Origin of the sequence: Providencia sp. PROV156, from assembly GCF_028480905.1 — a bacterium.
In the GTDB taxonomy this organism is placed as follows: Bacteria; Pseudomonadota; Gammaproteobacteria; order Enterobacterales; family Enterobacteriaceae; genus Providencia; species Providencia hangzhouensis.
Map to the genome: position 1 here is coordinate 79650 of NZ_JAMPPE010000009.1, position 16749 is coordinate 96398.

Below are 16749 nucleotides of genomic sequence, written 5' to 3' on the forward strand. Positions count from 1 at the left end.
TTTTGATACTAAATGTTAAGTCCCTCCATACGCTTTTTGCATAATAGTTTTTACGTAGCAAGCCATGCCACAAGCAATGTGAGCTGATATCTATCCGATATCAGTAATAAATAAATCTTAAAATATAAAAGTCATACTATGAAAATAGATAAAACAATCTCTTGGCCGATTGCTATTCTGTGGGGAAGCTTATTTTTAATTCCATTATTTAATACTATCCCTCTGGATTTTAATATCGACCTTACAACAAAAATTATTGAACATTTTCAATCTATTATTCTAATTATCAGTGCCATTTTCACTTGGTTTTATATGAAACCATTACAGCAAAAAAATCAGGGAATGAAATTATTTTGGGTGTGGGCAACTATCTGGTGGGTAACATTATTTGGCAGAGGAATAAATTGGGGGCGTGAATTTTTTCCTAATCTGGATCACTCTTACTTCAGGCTAATTTCTATCATCTTGATTGGCAGTTTAGTTTTGATGCTATTTGCTTCTTCATTAAGAAAAAGTATTATTTTTCACCTAAAAAACACAGCTATTCCACTTTGGAGCCTACTACTGACCCTGTGCGCTTTTGTGATTTCAGATAGTGTTGAACACCATAGATTTCTCAGTTCAGTTTTCCTATATCATTCTGAACTACAAAGCCTTATCGAAGAATTATACGAAATCCCTTTAATTATCGGACTGTTTATTTCGTCGCTGTATTTTATGAAAAAAGACAAGACATTATAAACCTTATAAATAAGTAAGGCGCCTTTCGGCGCCTTACTGGATAACTACAATGACGTAATCAACAACATCACGTAACGATAATTAGTCTTCTTTAGAACGGTTTGCACGACGGCGATCGTTCTCAGTCAAGTGGCGTTTACGCAGACGGATAGACTGCGGAGTCACTTCAACTAACTCGTCATCATCAATGAACTCTAGTGCTTGTTCCAGAGTCATTTTAATTGGTGGTGACAGTGTTGTTGCTTCATCAGTACCTGACGCACGCATGTTAGTCAGTTTTTTACCCGTTAAGCAGTTAACGGTTAAGTCGTTAGAACGTGAGTGAATACCGATGATTTGACCTTCATACACTTCAGCACCGTGACCTAAGAACAGCTTACCGCGGTCTTGCAGGCTGTATAGCGCATAAGCAACTGCTTTACCTTGACCATTGGAGATCAGAACACCGTTTTGGCGGCCGCCGATTTCGCCTGGGCGAACATCATCGTAATGACTGAATGTTGAATACAGTAAACCAGTACCTGATGTCATTGTCATGAATTCAGTACGGAAGCCAATCAGACCACGGCTTGGGATCACGTAGTCAAGACGTACGCGGCCTTTACCGTCTGGCATCATGTCGCGCAGGTCACCTTTACGCTCACCTAAAGCTTTCATGATGTCGCCTTGGTGCTGTTCTTCAACGTCTAAAGTCACTTGTTCGAATGGCTCTTGTTTACGGCCATCGATTTCACGAATGATAACTTTTGGACGCGATACTGCTAATTCGAAACCTTCACGACGCATGTTTTCAATCAGAACAGATAAGTGAAGCTCACCACGACCAGAAACACGGAATGCGTCTGGATCTTGAGTTTCTTCAACACGCAGTGCAACGTTGTGAACCAATTCTTTATTCAAGCGGTCAAGGATCTGACGTGAAGTCACGAACTTACCTTCTTTACCGCAGAATGGTGAGGTATTAACACAATAGAACATGCTAACTGTTGGCTCATCAACCGCTAACGCAGGCAATGCTTCAACGCTACCGACTTGGCAAATGGTGTCAGAAATGTTCAGTTCACCTAAACCTGTCAGAGCAACGATATCACCCGCTTCAGCTTGTTGTGAATCAATACGCTCTAAACCTAAGTGAGTCAGAACTTTACCAATTTTACCGTTACGAGTTTTACCTTCGCTATCGATAACTGTTACTTGTTGGTTAGGCTTAACAACACCACGTTTGATACGGCCGATACCGATAACACCTAAATAGCTGTTGTAATCCAATTGCGAAACTTGCATTTGGAATGGACCGTCGATATCCACTGCTGGTGGTGCAACATGTTCCACAATCGCTTCATACAGTGGAGTCATGTCTTCAGCCATGTTTTCGTGGTCAAGGCCTGCGATACCGTTTAATGCAGATGCATAAACAATAGGGAAATCGAGTTGCTCATCCGTTGCACCTAAGTTCACGAATAAGTCGAATACTTGGTCAACAACCCAATCAGGGCGTGCGCCTGGGCGGTCAACTTTATTGATAACAACAATAGGACGTAAACCGTGGTCGAACGCTTTTTGCGTTACGAAACGAGTTTGTGGCATTGGCCCATCCATCGCATCAACAACCAGCAGTACGCAGTCAACCATAGACATAACGCGCTCAACCTCACCACCGAAATCGGCGTGACCTGGGGTGTCTACGATATTGATATGATAACCATTCCATTGGATAGCGGTATTTTTAGCAAGGATAGTAATACCACGCTCTTTCTCCAAGTCATTGGAGTCCATAACACGCTCATCAACAGTTTCACGTTCACCGAACGTGCCTGATTGCTGCAATAATTTACCAACCAGTGTGGTCTTGCCATGGTCAACGTGAGCGATGATGGCGATGTTTCTTAAATTTTGAATTGACAAGGATTTTTACCGTTTAATTGACAGGAAAGGAATATGCTTACTGAGCCGTTATTCACACCCAAAGCATACTTTCTACGTTAATTTGCTGTTATTTTACACGTTTTTCCGCACAAGTGGAATAAATGTGAAACCCATCACTGTATAAAAAGTTTTTAGCGAAAAAACATTCAGTTGCGTAACAGTGCCAGATTCCCTCACAAAATAATGAGCATCATCTCTGCGAAACCACGAAGTGACAGAATAATACGCTAAAAACTTAATATTCGCAGCCCAAAAAAAGAACAAAAAATAGACTTTCTTTCTTAACTGCCAGTTTAAATATCTTTTTGCATTATTTAGATATATCTAAATTGACTATTTAGATATATCTAAATATAGTAAAACCATAAAATAAATTCGATATATCTAAAGTTACAAACTAAGGAGTAACTATATGCTAATTAAATCTTGTCGTCATGTATATTATGCACGCCATGATGAAAATCAACATGGCCACCGCGGTGGATGTTGCCACGATGAAGGCCGTCATGGTCATGGAAGCGGTGAATGCTGCCACGACGTAGACCGTCATGGTCGTGGGCACGGTGAACGCTGCCACAACAAAGGCCGTCATGGTCATGGGCACGGTGAGCGCTGCCACGGTGAAGGCCGTCATGGTCATGGGCACGGTGAACGCTGCCACGGCGAAGGCCGTCATGGTCGAGGCCATGGTGATGACAGCCAAAGAGGCCGTGGAAGAGGTAAAGGCCTTCGTCGTTTATTCGACCATGGCGATCTTCATATTATGGTACTCTCGTTAGTCGCTAAAAAACCAAGCTATGGCTACGAAATTATCAAAGATATTCAAGAAGCCTCAAATGGCTTGTATGTTCCTAGCCCGGGGGTTATTTACCCAACGCTAACACTGCTTGAAGAACAAGGTTTCTTGGAGTCTCAGATTGTTGAACGCAATCGCAAAAGTTTTACGATTACACCTGAAGGCTCTGCCCATCTAGCTCAAAATAAAGAAATTGAAGCGGTTATTGCTCGTAAGCTGGCAAAAGCACGTGATATGCAACAAGGCAGTAATTTAGCAGAAGACATTGAGGTGGCAGTCAGTCGCTTTAAAGCTTTATTACGTCACAAAATGGTTTTAAAACAGCTAAATGAAGAGCAAACTCGCCAAATTGCATCCATCATCAATGATGCAGTAAAACAAATTGAAGAAGTGAATACATTACTCACTAATAGTGATGATGAATAATGCAAGAGGCCCATATTCTTTGTTATATGGGCCTTCTTTATATATACGAGTTCTACTCCTCTCGCACATCAGAATAAATAACATAAAATTTTCTGTTTATGGTATATACTATAAAAAATTTAGCCTTTGGAATGATAATAATATTTATGAACAATTCAAAAAAAATTTTTTTTGTTTCATCTATCGCAATTATAACGGGACTATCGCTCATTAGTTGCAAAATTAAAAGCGATAACATTTTATCTTACTCTACAAATAATTCATCTTTTCAATTAGATATAGAGTGTATCGAATCATATCAGGATGAATCAAAAAATAATGAACATACTGTTTTTATAACGCTTAGCAATACAAATAATTGCCGACCTAAATTGTATGATTTTCTAACAAAAAATAAAAATGAAAAAATGAATGTTTATTTTAACAACGTTCTTATTCAAAAAGACATTTATTTAGGAAACATCCATTCATTAGATAATGGTTTTTATCAAAATCTAAATAATCAATCTAATTTAGATTTATTTAAATCTTTGATGAATAATTAAAGTTAGCATGAAGCAACTTTTATATTTAGTACCTGACCTCTATCGTCAGCCCGACTGAATGGCTCTTAAACCTAATTCGGTCTTGTCCTGCCCCATTATTTCCATTAATTCTATATGAGCTAGGCCCCATAGTGTGAATGGTTCTATCACCTGAATTGGTTACATATTGTATTTCAGCATCAAATGTTGATTGCAGACTTGATACTGCATTAAATGAAACAGTATAAGCGCTATTCCCTACGTGCGTATGGAGATTAACCTACGGTCCCCATACTAGTGGTGGTGCCCAACCTTGAGATCTTGCCATATATTTATTCCCCCATTAACTATGTCGTCACTTTTTCACATGAGTATTATGTAAAGTGCAAAAAATATATTTAGATTCAACTCAAAATGTTGCTCAAATATATCTTTATTAATACTGACATAAGCAAAGAACATAAAATATTACATTTATTATGAATGCATGACATAAATGATCCGCGTTTAAATTAGCACCAAAATAGTGCAAACATCCAACAAGAAGCACCAAAATAGTGCAATTCATGCCTATTTTTAACTCAATCGATTGACATTCCTTCGTAACAATCAGTATTTACTATAATTAAAAAGTTGGCACGCTTTTCGCTTATCTATTTATAGAGCGCGTGCTACCTATTTATATATGACTAACACGCCAGACAAACAACAAACATATTATCAATATGATAGCCTGTGATTTGTTGATTAGACCCGACCAGGAGAGCCGAGATGTCCGCTGAACATGTTTTATCGTTAATTAAAGAGCACAATGTTAGATTTATTGATCTGCGTTTTACCGACACTAAAGGTAAAGAGCAACACATCACTATCCCTGCTCATCAAGTTGACGAAGACTTCTTTGAAGAAGGCCAGATGTTTGATGGTTCATCTATTGGTGGCTGGAAAGGCATCAATGAGTCAGACATGGTATTAATGCCAGACCCATCAACTGCAATGTTAGACCCGTTCTTTGCCGATATCACGTTGATCATTCGCTGCGATATTTTAGAGCCGGGCACGATGCAAGGTTATGACAGAGACCCACGTTCAATTTCAAAACGTGCGGAAGATTTTCTGCGCTCAAGTGGAATTGCCGATATCGTTCTCTTTGGACCAGAACCTGAATTTTTCGTTTTTGATGACATTCGTTTTGGCAACAACATGCATGGTAGTTACTACCATATCGATGATATCGAAGCGGCATGGAATACGGGAACCAAATACGAAGGTGGTAATAAAGGCCATCGCCCTGCAGTAAAAGGCGGTTATTTCCCAGTTCCACCGGTTGATTCATCACAAGACCTACGTTCAGCCATGTGTACCACAATGGAAGAGATGGGCTTAGTTGTTGAAGCTCACCACCATGAAGTGGCGACAGCTGGCCAAAACGAGGTTGCGACCCGCTTTAATACTATGACGAAAAAAGCGGATGAAACTCAAATTTATAAATATGTTGTTCACAATGTTGCACATGCCTACGGTAAAACAGCCACCTTTATGCCTAAACCTTTAGTGGGCGATAACGGCTCTGGTATGCACTGCCATATGTCTTTATCTAAAGGTGGCGTTAACCTGTTTGCAGGTGACAAATATGGCGGTTTATCCGAAATGGCGCTGTACTACATCGGCGGTATTATTAAACATGCACGTGCACTGAACGCATTTACTAACCCAACCACTAACTCATACAAACGCTTAGTTCCGGGCTTTGAAGCACCTGTAATGTTGGCATATTCTGCACGTAACCGCTCTGCTTCGATTCGTATTCCAGTCGTTGCGAGCACTAAAGCACGCCGTATTGAAGTTCGCTTCCCAGACCCAGCAGCTAACCCATATTTAGCGTTTGCGGCTCAGTTAATGGCAGGCCTTGATGGCATCATTAACAAGATCCACCCTGGTGATGCGATGGACAAAAATTTATATGACTTACCACCAGAAGAAGCCAAAGAAATTCCAACAGTTTCTGGCTCTTTAGACGAAGCATTAGCGGAATTAGATAAAGACCGTGAATTCTTAACCCGTGGTGGCGTATTCACTAATGATGCTATCGATGCATATATCGAATTAACCCGTGCCGACATCCAACGTGTTCGTATGGCGCCACACCCTCTCGAATTTGAAATGTACTACAGTGTGTAACACGCCGTTCCACTGTTAGTCTTTGTTGCCGTGAAGCACTTGCCCCATCTTTTGATGGGGCCTTTTATCTCTAACGTATTTACGCAACAAAAATCAAATATCGGTTGTTTGGTCTATCAGGTATAATGCACCAAAATAGTGCAGGAGCAACATTACATGAAAACCGAACATTTGCCAGCACCGGAACATATTCTCGACTCACTCATTAATAGCGTGCTAATTTTGGATTACGACTTGGTTATCCATTACGCCAACCATGCTGCACTCCAGATCTTAACCCAAAGCCAGCGCAAGCTATACGGTACGCCACTGCCACTATTATTCAGTTATTGTTCGCTCAATGATGAACTCATGCTCAATAGCTTAAAAGATGGCCATAGTTTTACCGAGAACGAAGTCACCTTAGTATTTAACAACCATTCCCACGTGATGTCGTTCAGTGCACAGCCTTTTTCAGAGCAATTTATTTTAGTTGAGCTTTCACAATTAGATAGCCAACGGCGTTTGAGCCAAGAACTCGCACAGAATGCCCAGCAATTGGCTGCCCGCGAACTGATCCGTGGACTTGCTCACGAAATCAAAAACCCTCTCGGAGGTTTGCGAGGCGCTGCGCAATTGCTATCTAAAGCGTTGCCTGACCCACAATTAAATGAATATACTCAAGTGATTATCGAACAGGCCGACCGCTTGCGAGCATTGGTTGATCGTCTGCTTGGTCCACAATATCCAGGGCCAAAAACACAGCAAAGTATTCATCATATTATGGAAAATGTAACGCGGTTGGTGTCATTAGAAAAGCCCGATAATGTGACACTAATTCGTGACTATGACCCAAGCCTGCCCGAATTAGAGTATTACCCAGACCAAATCGAGCAAGTGCTGCTAAATATCACCCGAAACGCCTTACAAGCCCTCGCCGAAACGGGAGGCTATATCACTTTGCGTACACGAACGGCTTTTCAAGTCACACTACAAGGTGAACGTTATCGATTAGCTGCACGTATTGATATTGAAGATAACGGTCCGGGTATTCCATTGGCAATTCAGGATACATTATTTTATCCCATGGTGAGCGGACGGCCTGATGGCACAGGGCTTGGCCTATCGATTGCTCGCAGTTTAGTTGACCAACACGCAGGAAAAATCGAATTTACCAGTTGGCCAGGCCACACTGAGTTTTCCATTTATCTACCAATTAAGAAATAGGAGATAACCATGACGCAGGGAAAAATTTGGGTGGTTGATGATGATAGTTCCATCCGTTGGGTACTTGAGCGTGCATTAGATAATGCAAAATTCGCTTGCACCTGCTTTGACAGTGCGGATGCTGTACTCGCCGCATTAGAAAATTCACTCCCTGATGTGTTGTTATCTGATATCCGTATGCCAGGCACAAATGGTATTGAGCTTCTGAATACCATCAAGCAATCACACCCGCTTCTGCCGATTATTATTATGACAGCACACTCTGACCTTGATGCTGCCGTAAATGCCTACCAATCAGGGGCATTTGATTACTTACCAAAGCCTTTCGATATTGATGAAACCGTCGCATTAGTCGAACGTGCTCTGAATCATAGCCGTGAACAAAACCATACTAGCCGTGAAGCTAAGCAGCCTGCCCCTACAGTCTCTTCGACCATGATCGGGGAAGCACCAGCGATGCAAGAGGTTTATCGCATTATTGGCCGTTTATCACGCTCATCAATTAGTGTGCTTATTAATGGCGAATCAGGAACGGGAAAAGAGCTGGTTGCCCACGCGTTACATCAACACAGCCCTCGTGCCGACGCCCCTTTTATTGCATTAAATATGGCGGCTATTCCCAAAGACTTAATTGAATCTGAGCTATTTGGCCACGAAAAAGGCGCATTTACGGGTGCGACTCAAGTACGTCAGGGCCGATTTGAACAAGCTAACCATGGGTCATTGTTTTTAGATGAAATCGGCGATATGCCCCTTGATGTACAAACTCGCTTGTTACGTGTTCTGGCTGAAGGCCAATTCTATCGTATTGGGGGTTATACCCCAGTCAATGTGGATGTACGGATTATTGCAGCGACCCACCAAGATCTTGAAAAACGAGTTAAAGAAGGCTTATTTCGCGAAGACTTATTTCACCGGTTAAATGTCATTCGAGTACAATTACCACCGCTACGTGAACGCACTGAAGATATCCCACGTCTCGCCGATTATTTTCTACAAAATACGGCAAAAGAACTCGGTGTCGAAGCTAAAGTTCTCCACCCTGACAGCGAAAAAATTCTTCAGCGCTATTATTGGTCAGGTAACGTTCGCCAATTGGAGAATGTCTGCCGTTGGTTAACCGTGATGGCAGCAAGCCAAGAAATTTTACCGCAAGATTTGCCCGATGATTTACTTGAAGAGCACCCACAACAAAATGCAGTGGTAAAATCATCGCAAGCTGATTCCATGCCAACACAATCATTGTCATCACAAAATCCTATTTCTGCAGCTCAGTGGTTTGAATTACTGGAAGAGTGGACCGATAACGCGTTAATAGAAGGCAAAGAAGACCTCTTTGCACAGACTATTCCCTTACTCGAACGTACAATGTTAAATTGCGCGTTGAAATACACCAATGGCCATAAGCAAGAAGCGGCCCGTTTATTAGGATGGGGAAGAAACACATTAACTCGAAAATTAAAAGAGCTAGGAATTGAATAACCCCCCAAACTTACTATCCTATTAAGATAGGCATGACTTAATTTATTATTTCATGCTTATCTTAATATTCAATAACGCCATACCAATCTACATCAAAAAAAGATATTAAAACGTTAAATAAATCACCATTAATGATGATTGGTTTCGGATAATACCTTTAATATAATACATTTTAGACTGTTTTTTGTTTTAAAATGAAATATTTAAAATGCAGCAATAATATTAAAATCCATCAAAACACATTATGAGTTAAACAATAACAAAAAGAACCAATTTAAAACTAATTTAACTATTTAATCTTTATTTTTATCTGCAATAAAAATCCCATAATTAAAAAATCAACATTTCTTAAAATATCCATAAAAAACTCCCAACTTATAATGTGAATACCAAATACAAGATATAAAAATAGCATCAAATAAGGATATTAAACCCAAATTACTCTCATATTGTTTATTTTTAAAATAAAAGTCAAAATACTCCCCGACTGAGTAACTGAATATTTTCACTGGCTCAATCACATCAAATAAATGTCCTCTTGGAGAGTAAAAAATGAAAAAGAATGTCTTTGCCTATTTAATTGCGGCATCGTCTGTTTTTGCCATTAATAATGCATTAGCTGCTGATGGAACGATAGATTTTACAGGTGAAATTACCGATCAGGCTTGTCAGTTTGCAACCGGTTCTGATGCATTTACCGTAAACTTAGGGAAAATCTCTAAAACGGCATTACCGAGTACGGGTAGCACGGCAGCAGCGACTAAATTTACCATCAAATTAGAAAACTGCCCGCAAACCGTGACTAGCGCAACGGTTAAATTTGATGCCACCAGTTACGCAGGTGATAATAGTGTACTCCAGTTAACCGACCCTACTGCTGCGACAACAGCAAAAAATGTTGGTATTCAAATTCAGGACGCCACAGGAACAACCGTTCCACTATTTACTGAATCTAGCGCGTATGCATTAAAAGAAAAGACAGTAAATAATTTAGATTTTACCGCTCGTTATATTGCAATGTCTAATAGCGTTGGCGTTGGTCAAGCAAACTCAACCGCAACCTTCACTATCAATTATAACTAATAGGCTTTTAGGGTTTAAATGGATTTAAACCTTATTCCTCTATTCAATGGTACTAATATGAAACGCTTAGTTTATTTTTTTATTTCTTCATTTTTATTGATTAATTTAGCCCATGCAGGCGTTATTATTGGCGGCACTCGTGTTATTTATCATGAGGGAAATAAGGATGTCAGTATTAGTGTCGAAAACCCTGATAAAATCCCTTATTTAATTCAATCATGGATTGATGGCATTGATGAAAATAAGCAATCCGCATTTACCATTACACCACCATTATTTAGATTAAACTCAGATAAAACCAATGCGTTAAGAATATTTTTAACAGAGAATACCTTACCGAAAGATAAAGAATCATTATTTTGGCTAAATATAAAAACAATCCCAGCAACGGAGCGAACAGAAAATTCATTGCAGATTGCCTTTAAAACGCAAATGAAATTAATTTATCGTCCTTCTGCAATTAAAAATTTTGATTTTGTTGAAGAACAAAAAAAATTAACTTGGTCAAAAACAGGCAATATGATTACAGTAAAAAACCCGACACCGTATTTTATGAATTTCCAAAGTATTACCTTCAACGGTAAAAAAGCGAATGACGTCTCTTATGCTGCACCGTTTTCTAGCACTTCTTTTGAGATTAACGATGCTGCGAATCATGGTACGGTGAAATGGGAAGTCATTAATGATTACGGCTCCGCATCTGAACTGGCTGAAGCGAAAATATAGCCCAAAATTGATTTAGGTTGTTAAAATGAGAATAAATAAAATATGCTTTAGCCTACTTATTTATTTAGGCTATACGGTACCTTTATACGCTGAAAATGCCATCGGCAATAATACAACAGAGGGAAATATCTATTTTGACCCTGATTTTTTAGAGTTGCCTAATAAAGATGCGGTCGATTTAAGCCAATTTGAAAATAACCAACAATTGGCTGGTAATTATTACGTTGATATTTATGTCAATACCAACTTAATCGGGGCAAAAAGTTTAAAATTTGATAAAAATACTGAAAACAAACTGGTTCCTTGCTTAACTTTGGATGATTTAAAAAGCTTTGATATTAAAATTGCAGATTATCCTGAGCTACAAAATAGCCAAACAGGCTGCGTCAATTTAGCAATCATTCCTGACGCAACAAGCCAGTTTGAATTTGATTCACAACGGTTATACCTCAGTATTCCGCAAATCGCGCTGGCGAAAAACCCGAGGGGTTATGTTGACCTTGCAGATATCGATAACGGTATTACCGCCCTATTACTGAATTACAGCTATAGCGGTTCTAAAAATACCGATCGTAAAGGTGGAGAAGACACCACCTCAAACTACGTCAATTTACGCCCCGGCTTAAATATTGGGGCATGGCGTCTGCGCAACTATACCACGTGGTCCAACAGCACAGGGCAGCCCAATAAATGGGATACTATTTATACTTACGCCTCCCGTGGGATCAACCGCATAAAAAGCCAACTAACCTTGGGAGACAGCGTATCTCCGTCAGACGTATTTGACAGTGTACCGTTTCGTGGGGCTCAGCTCGCCACCGATGATGATATGTACCCTGAAAGTCTGCGTGGCTATGCGCCAGTCGTGCGCGGGATAGCTCGCAGCAACGCACAGGTTACCATTCGCCAAAACGGTTACACCATCTACCAAACCGATGTGGCAGCAGGCCCCTTTGAAATCACTGACCTCTATCCAACCGGCAGCAGCGGTGACTTACATGTGACGATAAAAGAGTCGAACGGCAGCGAACAGGTGCAAATTGTACCCTTTGCCTCACTCCCCGTGCTGCAACGTGAGGGTTATTTATCTTATAGCACCACCGCAGGTGAATACCGTTCATATGATAGCCATGTAGATAAAACCAAATTTGGTCAGTTCACTTTGGTATACGGTTTACCCTATGGCATCACTATGTTCGGAGGAAGTCAGTTCAGTGAAAAATACCAATCTTATTCGATAGGTGCTGGGCAAAACTTGGGGCGCTTCGGGGCGCTTTCTATTGATATTACTCAATCTCACGCCAAAATGCGTGATGACAGCAAAGAACGTGGTCAGTCTTACCGCTTTAGATATAACAAAAACCTCAATGATATCGGCACCAATATTGCTTTGGCAGGTTACCGCTATTCAACCCAAGGGTATTACAGTTTATCCGAGGTGTTTGACACCTTCCGTGATACCACCTACAGCCCTGAGATCGAACGCCGCCGTAATCGCGGTGAAATCACCCTCAGCCAAAACCTAGGGGATACTTACGGTTCTATTTCAATGGGTTATGTTAATGAAGACTATTGGAATAGTGACCGCAAAACACAGTCAGCAACCCTTGGCTATAACAATAGCTGGCAAGGGATCAGTTATGGGCTGAATTACACCTATAACAAGAATACCAGCAGCTATTCGCAGAGTGCTGGGGCAAAAAAATACAGTGATGAAGACCATTTATTTACTTTTTCGGTCAATATTCCGTTCAGTTTGTTTGAAGATACCGCCTACATTAACTTTGCCAGTAACCACAGTAGCCGAGACTCCAGTTCGAGTAGCATCGGTGTATCAGCATCTCACCTGAACAACCGTTTAAATTGGAGCATGCAACAAAGTTTAGCCGATCAGGGACAAGGCAGTTCTGGTAATGCGAACTCCACCTATAAAGGCAGGTATGGTGAAATTTCTGGTGGTGCGAGCTATAGCAAAGATAACTATAACCTGTACTACGGAACTAATGGCAGCCTTGTCGCCCACGCGGACGGGTTAGTGTTAGGGCAACAATTAGGTGAAACCGCCGCATTGGTAGAAGTGCCCGATGCAGGAGGTGTACCAATACTAAACCAAGCGGGTGTAGTGACCAATAACCAAGGTTATGCGTTAGTGCCATACGTGACAGCCTACCGTAAAAATACCATCGACATTGATACTTCGGCGTTACCTGACAACACGGAAATGGAACTCACCAGCCAGTCAGTCTCCCCAAGCCGTGGGGCGCTAGTGAAATCCAGTTTTAGCGCCAATGTCGGTTATCGTGCCATTATGAATTTAACCTTTGTTGATGGAAAGCCAGTGCCATTCGGTGCGCAGGCCATATTTAAAGATAACCCGCAGCTCAATAATCTCGTGGGTAATGATGGCGAAGTTTATTTATCCGGCTTAGCAGAGAGTGGGAACTTTATTATTCAATATAACGATAAACAGCAATGCCAAGTAAATTATAACTTAACCGGTATTTCAGATTATATGGGGTTATATAAAACTACTGCGGTATGCCGATAAGAGGGAAATCGATAATGAAAAAATTAATAGTCAACTCTGTATTAGCGGTGGGATGTTTATATACCGGGTATGTAAGTGCAGCCTGCAATCAAAATCCTCAATTCAAGAATCGTATTACTACTCTACCTTCCGAGACGATTTACCTTCAGTATGATGATGATAGTACAAAAGAGATATATCATAAGGTCATGTCGATGGGAAGTGCGGCTAATGCAACGACATCTAATGGAGATCAATGCGGTTATAGCACGATATACGGGCAATATTCTAATGGCTGGAGTCAAGGCACCGATGGTTATGCAAACACGAATATTGCTAGGGTAAGTATACATATTTCAATACCCGCGGCAGGAATCAATTCAGCATTTAACTGGAAAAGAAGCCTTCCTTATAACAAAGCATACTTAGCTTGGGCCTCTCCAGGAGGAATCAGTTGGGCGGTACGTTTAAGAAAGGATGGCCGGGTAATTCAATCAGGCGACCTAAAGTCAGGCAACCTTGCAGAACTCTACCAAACGAACTCGCTACCTAGTTATAGCCGATGGTCATTTTCAACACTAAGAGTACCTGTGAATTTTAAAATTGTAGTTCTCAGTTGTACTTTAAAAAATACTGTTCCTACCATTAACTTAGGTGATTGGTATGATACTCAATTTCCTACTGTTGGCAGCACCAGTAGCGAAGTTGACATTCCAATTACCTTAAACTGCTTAGCGGGCACCAATATAAAAGCAACAGTAGTCGGTACCAGTGGTGTTATTAATGCATCTCAGGGGCACATAGGCTTATCGGGTACAGATAAAGCGACAGGGATCGCCATACAGCTTGTTGATGCAAATAAAAACCCCATTCCTTTAGGTAGCAAGCAAACAATAAAAAGTAACGTCGCAGCAGGCGAGCATATCTTTGGTTGGAAAGCGCGCTACATTAAAACTGCCGATAAAGTGACACCCGGATCCGCTAATGGCACCGTGACAATTAATGTGCTCTATGAATAGGAATAACCGTATGAAGAAAATATTATTCACTATTTTATCGATTAATTTACTTGCGATGTCATCTCATTCATTTGCAGCGTCAAATATTACCGTTAACTTTACAGGCAATATCAAAGCCGCTACCTGTAATATCTCTGGCGGCAACAATATTGATATTGACTTAAAACGTTTACCTATTGATATATTTAGTGGCGCGCAGACAGGGTCCGACTGGAGAAATTTTGATATTCATTTAAATAATTGTTCGTCATTTATCAATCAAATCAAACTGACATTTGCAGGCACTGCGGACACAGCTGATACGACTAGCTTATATAAAAACCTAGGTACTGCTCAAAATATAGCTGTGCAATTACAAAGCGGTGATGGTGCCACACCGTTAGGTAATCAAAAAATATTACAAGTGCCCTTAAATGGGCAATCTGATGTCGCTATTCCACTGCGTACGCGGGCTGTTAGCATGGCAGGTAATGTCGTGGCTGGCTCTATTTCAGCCAATATTACCGCCACCATCACCTATTTATAAACCGGAGCATATAATATGAAGAAAATAGTGCTGTTATTCTGTCTTGCTTCCAGCCCCGTATTGGCAACAGACCAGCAAATTAATATCAATGTACATGGTTATGTCGCAGTTATGCCCTGTGAATTAGAAACCATCAATCATGTCATTGACCTGAAAAAAGTGAATGTTTGGAATATTCGGGATACACAAACTTCACCGTGGGTTGATTTCTCAATTAAATTGAAAAATTGCCCTATGGGTACCAAGGAAGCCATTATGGAAATTAAAGGCACCCCAGATTCAACCACAACGGATTATTTTATCAACACCGGTAGTGCTAAAAATGTCGCATTAAACTTAGCTCACCATGCAAATAAAACCACGATAAAAAATGGTGAAAAAATTACGGTGCCCGTTAATGAACAAACCCGCAAAGTTGATATTCCGCTATCAGCGAGAATGGCAGGCTATGGCTCAGGTATGACAAGTGGTTCATTTAATAGCCACCTTGATTTTACATTTGTTTATCATTAACAAGGTCTGGCTATTATATTAACTAATATCCAAATAAAAACTGTATACGTGTGATTTAAATCAAGATAAAAACCATAGTACCTGATAGATGTATCTTGAAGGTACAAGGCATTCTTTTACTTATTAAGAATAAAAAATCAATGAGGTTGAATAATGAGCAATTATTACCCTGTCTCTGCGGTTATTGGTAATAAAATAAAGTCATTGCGTAAAAATAAAGGACTCTCTCTTATTACTCTCGCTAAGACTGTTGGAATTAGTGAGCAACAGCAACTACGTTATGAACGGGGAAATAACCGAATATCGGTAGATAGACTAAAACAATATTCCAACTATTTTGATATTAACATTAGTTACTTTTTTTCGTTTAGTGACGATGAAAAAACAAAAATTAAAAATGGTTATGAAATTAAAAAATCATTTTCTTTATAGTATTTTTACTTAATCATTATTGGATACTGTATGAAAAAAAACACCTCTAAAATTGTCGGAGCGCGGATCCGCACACTAAGAAAAGACCAAAACATGAGTATTCAGCAACTCAGCACATTACTTGGAATTAGTCAGCAGCATCAATCTCGCCATGAATTAGGCGAAATCCGAATTCATGTTGATACGTTATATTCTATTTCCGAAATACTCGACCTTGATATTCAAGAGTTAATTGTTGACTTTGCTACCCCACTACCAGTTAACATAATGAGTAATAAACAGAATAGAAAAAAAATATTGCAAGCAGAAAGCCTATTATCACCAGAACATAATTTCAATTTATACAAATAGCGTTAATACAAAACTAAATTTATTTATAGGAAATTTATAGTCATGACAACTATAGCTAAAGGTATCTATAAGTAAGAAATCTCTCACGTAGCCTTAACATAGCGAATTAAAATTAAGGCTACTTAATTGAATTTAATAAGAACATTTTGATAGTCATTTAATGTTTCCTTAAAACCAAAGTTACCCCTATTTTTATTCATTTACTGAATGGCAACACCATTTTCTCTATAAAAAACCAAATAAATAGCACATTTAGACCTGCTAAATCCGATAACTATACTATTATTTCA

General features: G+C 39.9%; 14 protein-coding genes and 1 pseudogene. 13 read left to right on the plus strand and 2 right to left on the minus strand.

Annotated elements, in window-relative coordinates; translation table 11 throughout:
* Positions 1 to 138: 138 nt before the first annotated feature.
* Positions 139 to 741, plus strand: a complete 603-nt coding sequence (locus PSF31_RS08775) for a hypothetical protein (protein WP_004262700.1) — start codon at positions 139 to 141, stop codon at positions 739 to 741.
* 81 nt (positions 742 to 822) lie between these two features.
* Here PSF31_RS08775 and typA read toward each other — a convergent pair whose 3' ends face one another.
* On the minus strand, positions 823 to 2646 hold the full coding sequence (gene typA / locus PSF31_RS08780) for a ribosome-dependent GTPase TypA (protein WP_004262702.1): 1824 nt from the start codon (positions 2644 to 2646) through the stop codon (positions 823 to 825).
* 433 nt (positions 2647 to 3079) lie between these two features.
* On the opposite strand from typA, the gene PSF31_RS08785 reads away from it, so the two are divergent.
* Entirely contained in the window at positions 3080 to 3889 is an 810-nt protein-coding gene (locus tag PSF31_RS08785) for a PadR family transcriptional regulator (protein ID WP_232062921.1), read from the plus strand.
* 570 nt (positions 3890 to 4459) lie between these two features.
* Here the strand turns inward: PSF31_RS08785 and PSF31_RS08790 are convergent.
* A pseudogene (locus tag PSF31_RS08790) lies at positions 4460 to 4681 on the minus strand (colicin Z C-terminal domain-related protein); the annotation flags it as partial.
* Positions 4682 to 5184: 503 nt separating this feature from the next.
* Here PSF31_RS08790 and glnA point away from each other — a divergent pair.
* From glnA to PSF31_RS08845, 11 genes are all read left to right on the plus strand, one after another.
* Complete coding sequence (glnA, locus tag PSF31_RS08795) at positions 5185 to 6594, plus strand: glutamate--ammonia ligase (protein WP_004262716.1); 1410 nt, start codon at positions 5185 to 5187, stop codon at positions 6592 to 6594.
* Positions 6595 to 6750: 156 nt separating this feature from the next.
* Entirely contained in the window at positions 6751 to 7800 is a 1050-nt protein-coding gene (gene glnL / locus PSF31_RS08800; protein ID WP_004262719.1) for a nitrogen regulation protein NR(II), read from the plus strand.
* A 9-nt stretch (positions 7801 to 7809) separates the two neighbouring features.
* A complete protein-coding gene (glnG, locus tag PSF31_RS08805) occupies positions 7810 to 9282 on the plus strand; it encodes a nitrogen regulation protein NR(I) (protein ID WP_004262724.1) in 1473 nt (490 codons plus the stop codon).
* Positions 9283 to 9834: 552 nt separating this feature from the next.
* A complete protein-coding gene (locus PSF31_RS08810) occupies positions 9835 to 10365 on the plus strand; it encodes a fimbrial protein (protein WP_096863547.1) in 531 nt (176 codons plus the stop codon).
* A gap of 57 nt (positions 10366 to 10422) precedes the next feature.
* Complete coding sequence (locus tag PSF31_RS08815) at positions 10423 to 11091, plus strand: fimbrial biogenesis chaperone (protein ID WP_096863579.1); 669 nt, start codon at positions 10423 to 10425, stop codon at positions 11089 to 11091.
* Positions 11092 to 11116: 25 nt separating this feature from the next.
* Positions 11117 to 13639 carry a fimbria/pilus outer membrane usher protein gene (locus tag PSF31_RS08820; RefSeq protein WP_164561247.1) on the plus strand — a complete coding sequence of 841 codons (2523 nt, stop codon included), beginning with the start codon at positions 11117 to 11119 and terminating at the stop codon, positions 13637 to 13639.
* Between the two features lie 14 nt (positions 13640 to 13653).
* Positions 13654 to 14637, plus strand: a complete 984-nt coding sequence (locus tag PSF31_RS08825) for a fimbrial protein (RefSeq protein WP_094960813.1) — start codon at positions 13654 to 13656, stop codon at positions 14635 to 14637.
* A gap of 10 nt (positions 14638 to 14647) precedes the next feature.
* Entirely contained in the window at positions 14648 to 15163 is a 516-nt protein-coding gene (locus tag PSF31_RS08830) for a fimbrial protein (protein WP_036958600.1), read from the plus strand.
* A gap of 15 nt (positions 15164 to 15178) precedes the next feature.
* Positions 15179 to 15676 (plus strand): fimbrial protein, encoded by a 498-nt coding sequence (locus PSF31_RS08835; RefSeq protein WP_094960814.1) that lies wholly within the window; start codon positions 15179 to 15181, stop codon positions 15674 to 15676.
* Between the two features lie 153 nt (positions 15677 to 15829).
* Complete coding sequence (locus PSF31_RS08840) at positions 15830 to 16108, plus strand: helix-turn-helix domain-containing protein (RefSeq protein WP_110592680.1); 279 nt, start codon at positions 15830 to 15832, stop codon at positions 16106 to 16108.
* Positions 16109 to 16138: 30 nt separating this feature from the next.
* Positions 16139 to 16459: a helix-turn-helix domain-containing protein gene (locus PSF31_RS08845; RefSeq protein WP_096863545.1), complete on the plus strand. Its 321-nt coding sequence runs from the start codon at positions 16139 to 16141 to the stop codon at positions 16457 to 16459.
* Positions 16460 to 16749 lie beyond the last annotated feature (290 nt).

What these genes read in the sequence shown, in the direction of transcription:
- PSF31_RS08845 (WP_096863545.1), top strand. Translation starts at nt 16,139, where the DNA reads ATGAAAAAAAACACCTCTAAAATTGTCGGAGCGCGGATCCGCACACTA.
- PSF31_RS08825 (WP_094960813.1), top strand. Translation starts at nt 13,654, where the DNA reads ATGAAAAAATTAATAGTCAACTCTGTATTAGCGGTGGGATGTTTATAT.
- glnA (WP_004262716.1), top strand. Translation starts at nt 5,185, where the DNA reads ATGTCCGCTGAACATGTTTTATCGTTAATTAAAGAGCACAATGTTAGA.
- glnL (WP_004262719.1), top strand. Translation starts at nt 6,751, where the DNA reads ATGAAAACCGAACATTTGCCAGCACCGGAACATATTCTCGACTCACTC.
- PSF31_RS08810 (WP_096863547.1), top strand. Translation starts at nt 9,835, where the DNA reads ATGAAAAAGAATGTCTTTGCCTATTTAATTGCGGCATCGTCTGTTTTT.
- PSF31_RS08830 (WP_036958600.1), top strand. Translation starts at nt 14,648, where the DNA reads ATGAAGAAAATATTATTCACTATTTTATCGATTAATTTACTTGCGATG.
- PSF31_RS08820 (WP_164561247.1), top strand. Translation starts at nt 11,117, where the DNA reads ATGAGAATAAATAAAATATGCTTTAGCCTACTTATTTATTTAGGCTAT.
- glnG (WP_004262724.1), top strand. Translation starts at nt 7,810, where the DNA reads ATGACGCAGGGAAAAATTTGGGTGGTTGATGATGATAGTTCCATCCGT.
- PSF31_RS08815 (WP_096863579.1), top strand. Translation starts at nt 10,423, where the DNA reads ATGAAACGCTTAGTTTATTTTTTTATTTCTTCATTTTTATTGATTAAT.
- PSF31_RS08835 (WP_094960814.1), top strand. Translation starts at nt 15,179, where the DNA reads ATGAAGAAAATAGTGCTGTTATTCTGTCTTGCTTCCAGCCCCGTATTG.
- PSF31_RS08775 (WP_004262700.1), top strand. Translation starts at nt 139, where the DNA reads ATGAAAATAGATAAAACAATCTCTTGGCCGATTGCTATTCTGTGGGGA.
- PSF31_RS08785 (WP_232062921.1), top strand. Translation starts at nt 3,080, where the DNA reads ATGCTAATTAAATCTTGTCGTCATGTATATTATGCACGCCATGATGAA.
- PSF31_RS08840 (WP_110592680.1), top strand. Translation starts at nt 15,830, where the DNA reads ATGAGCAATTATTACCCTGTCTCTGCGGTTATTGGTAATAAAATAAAG.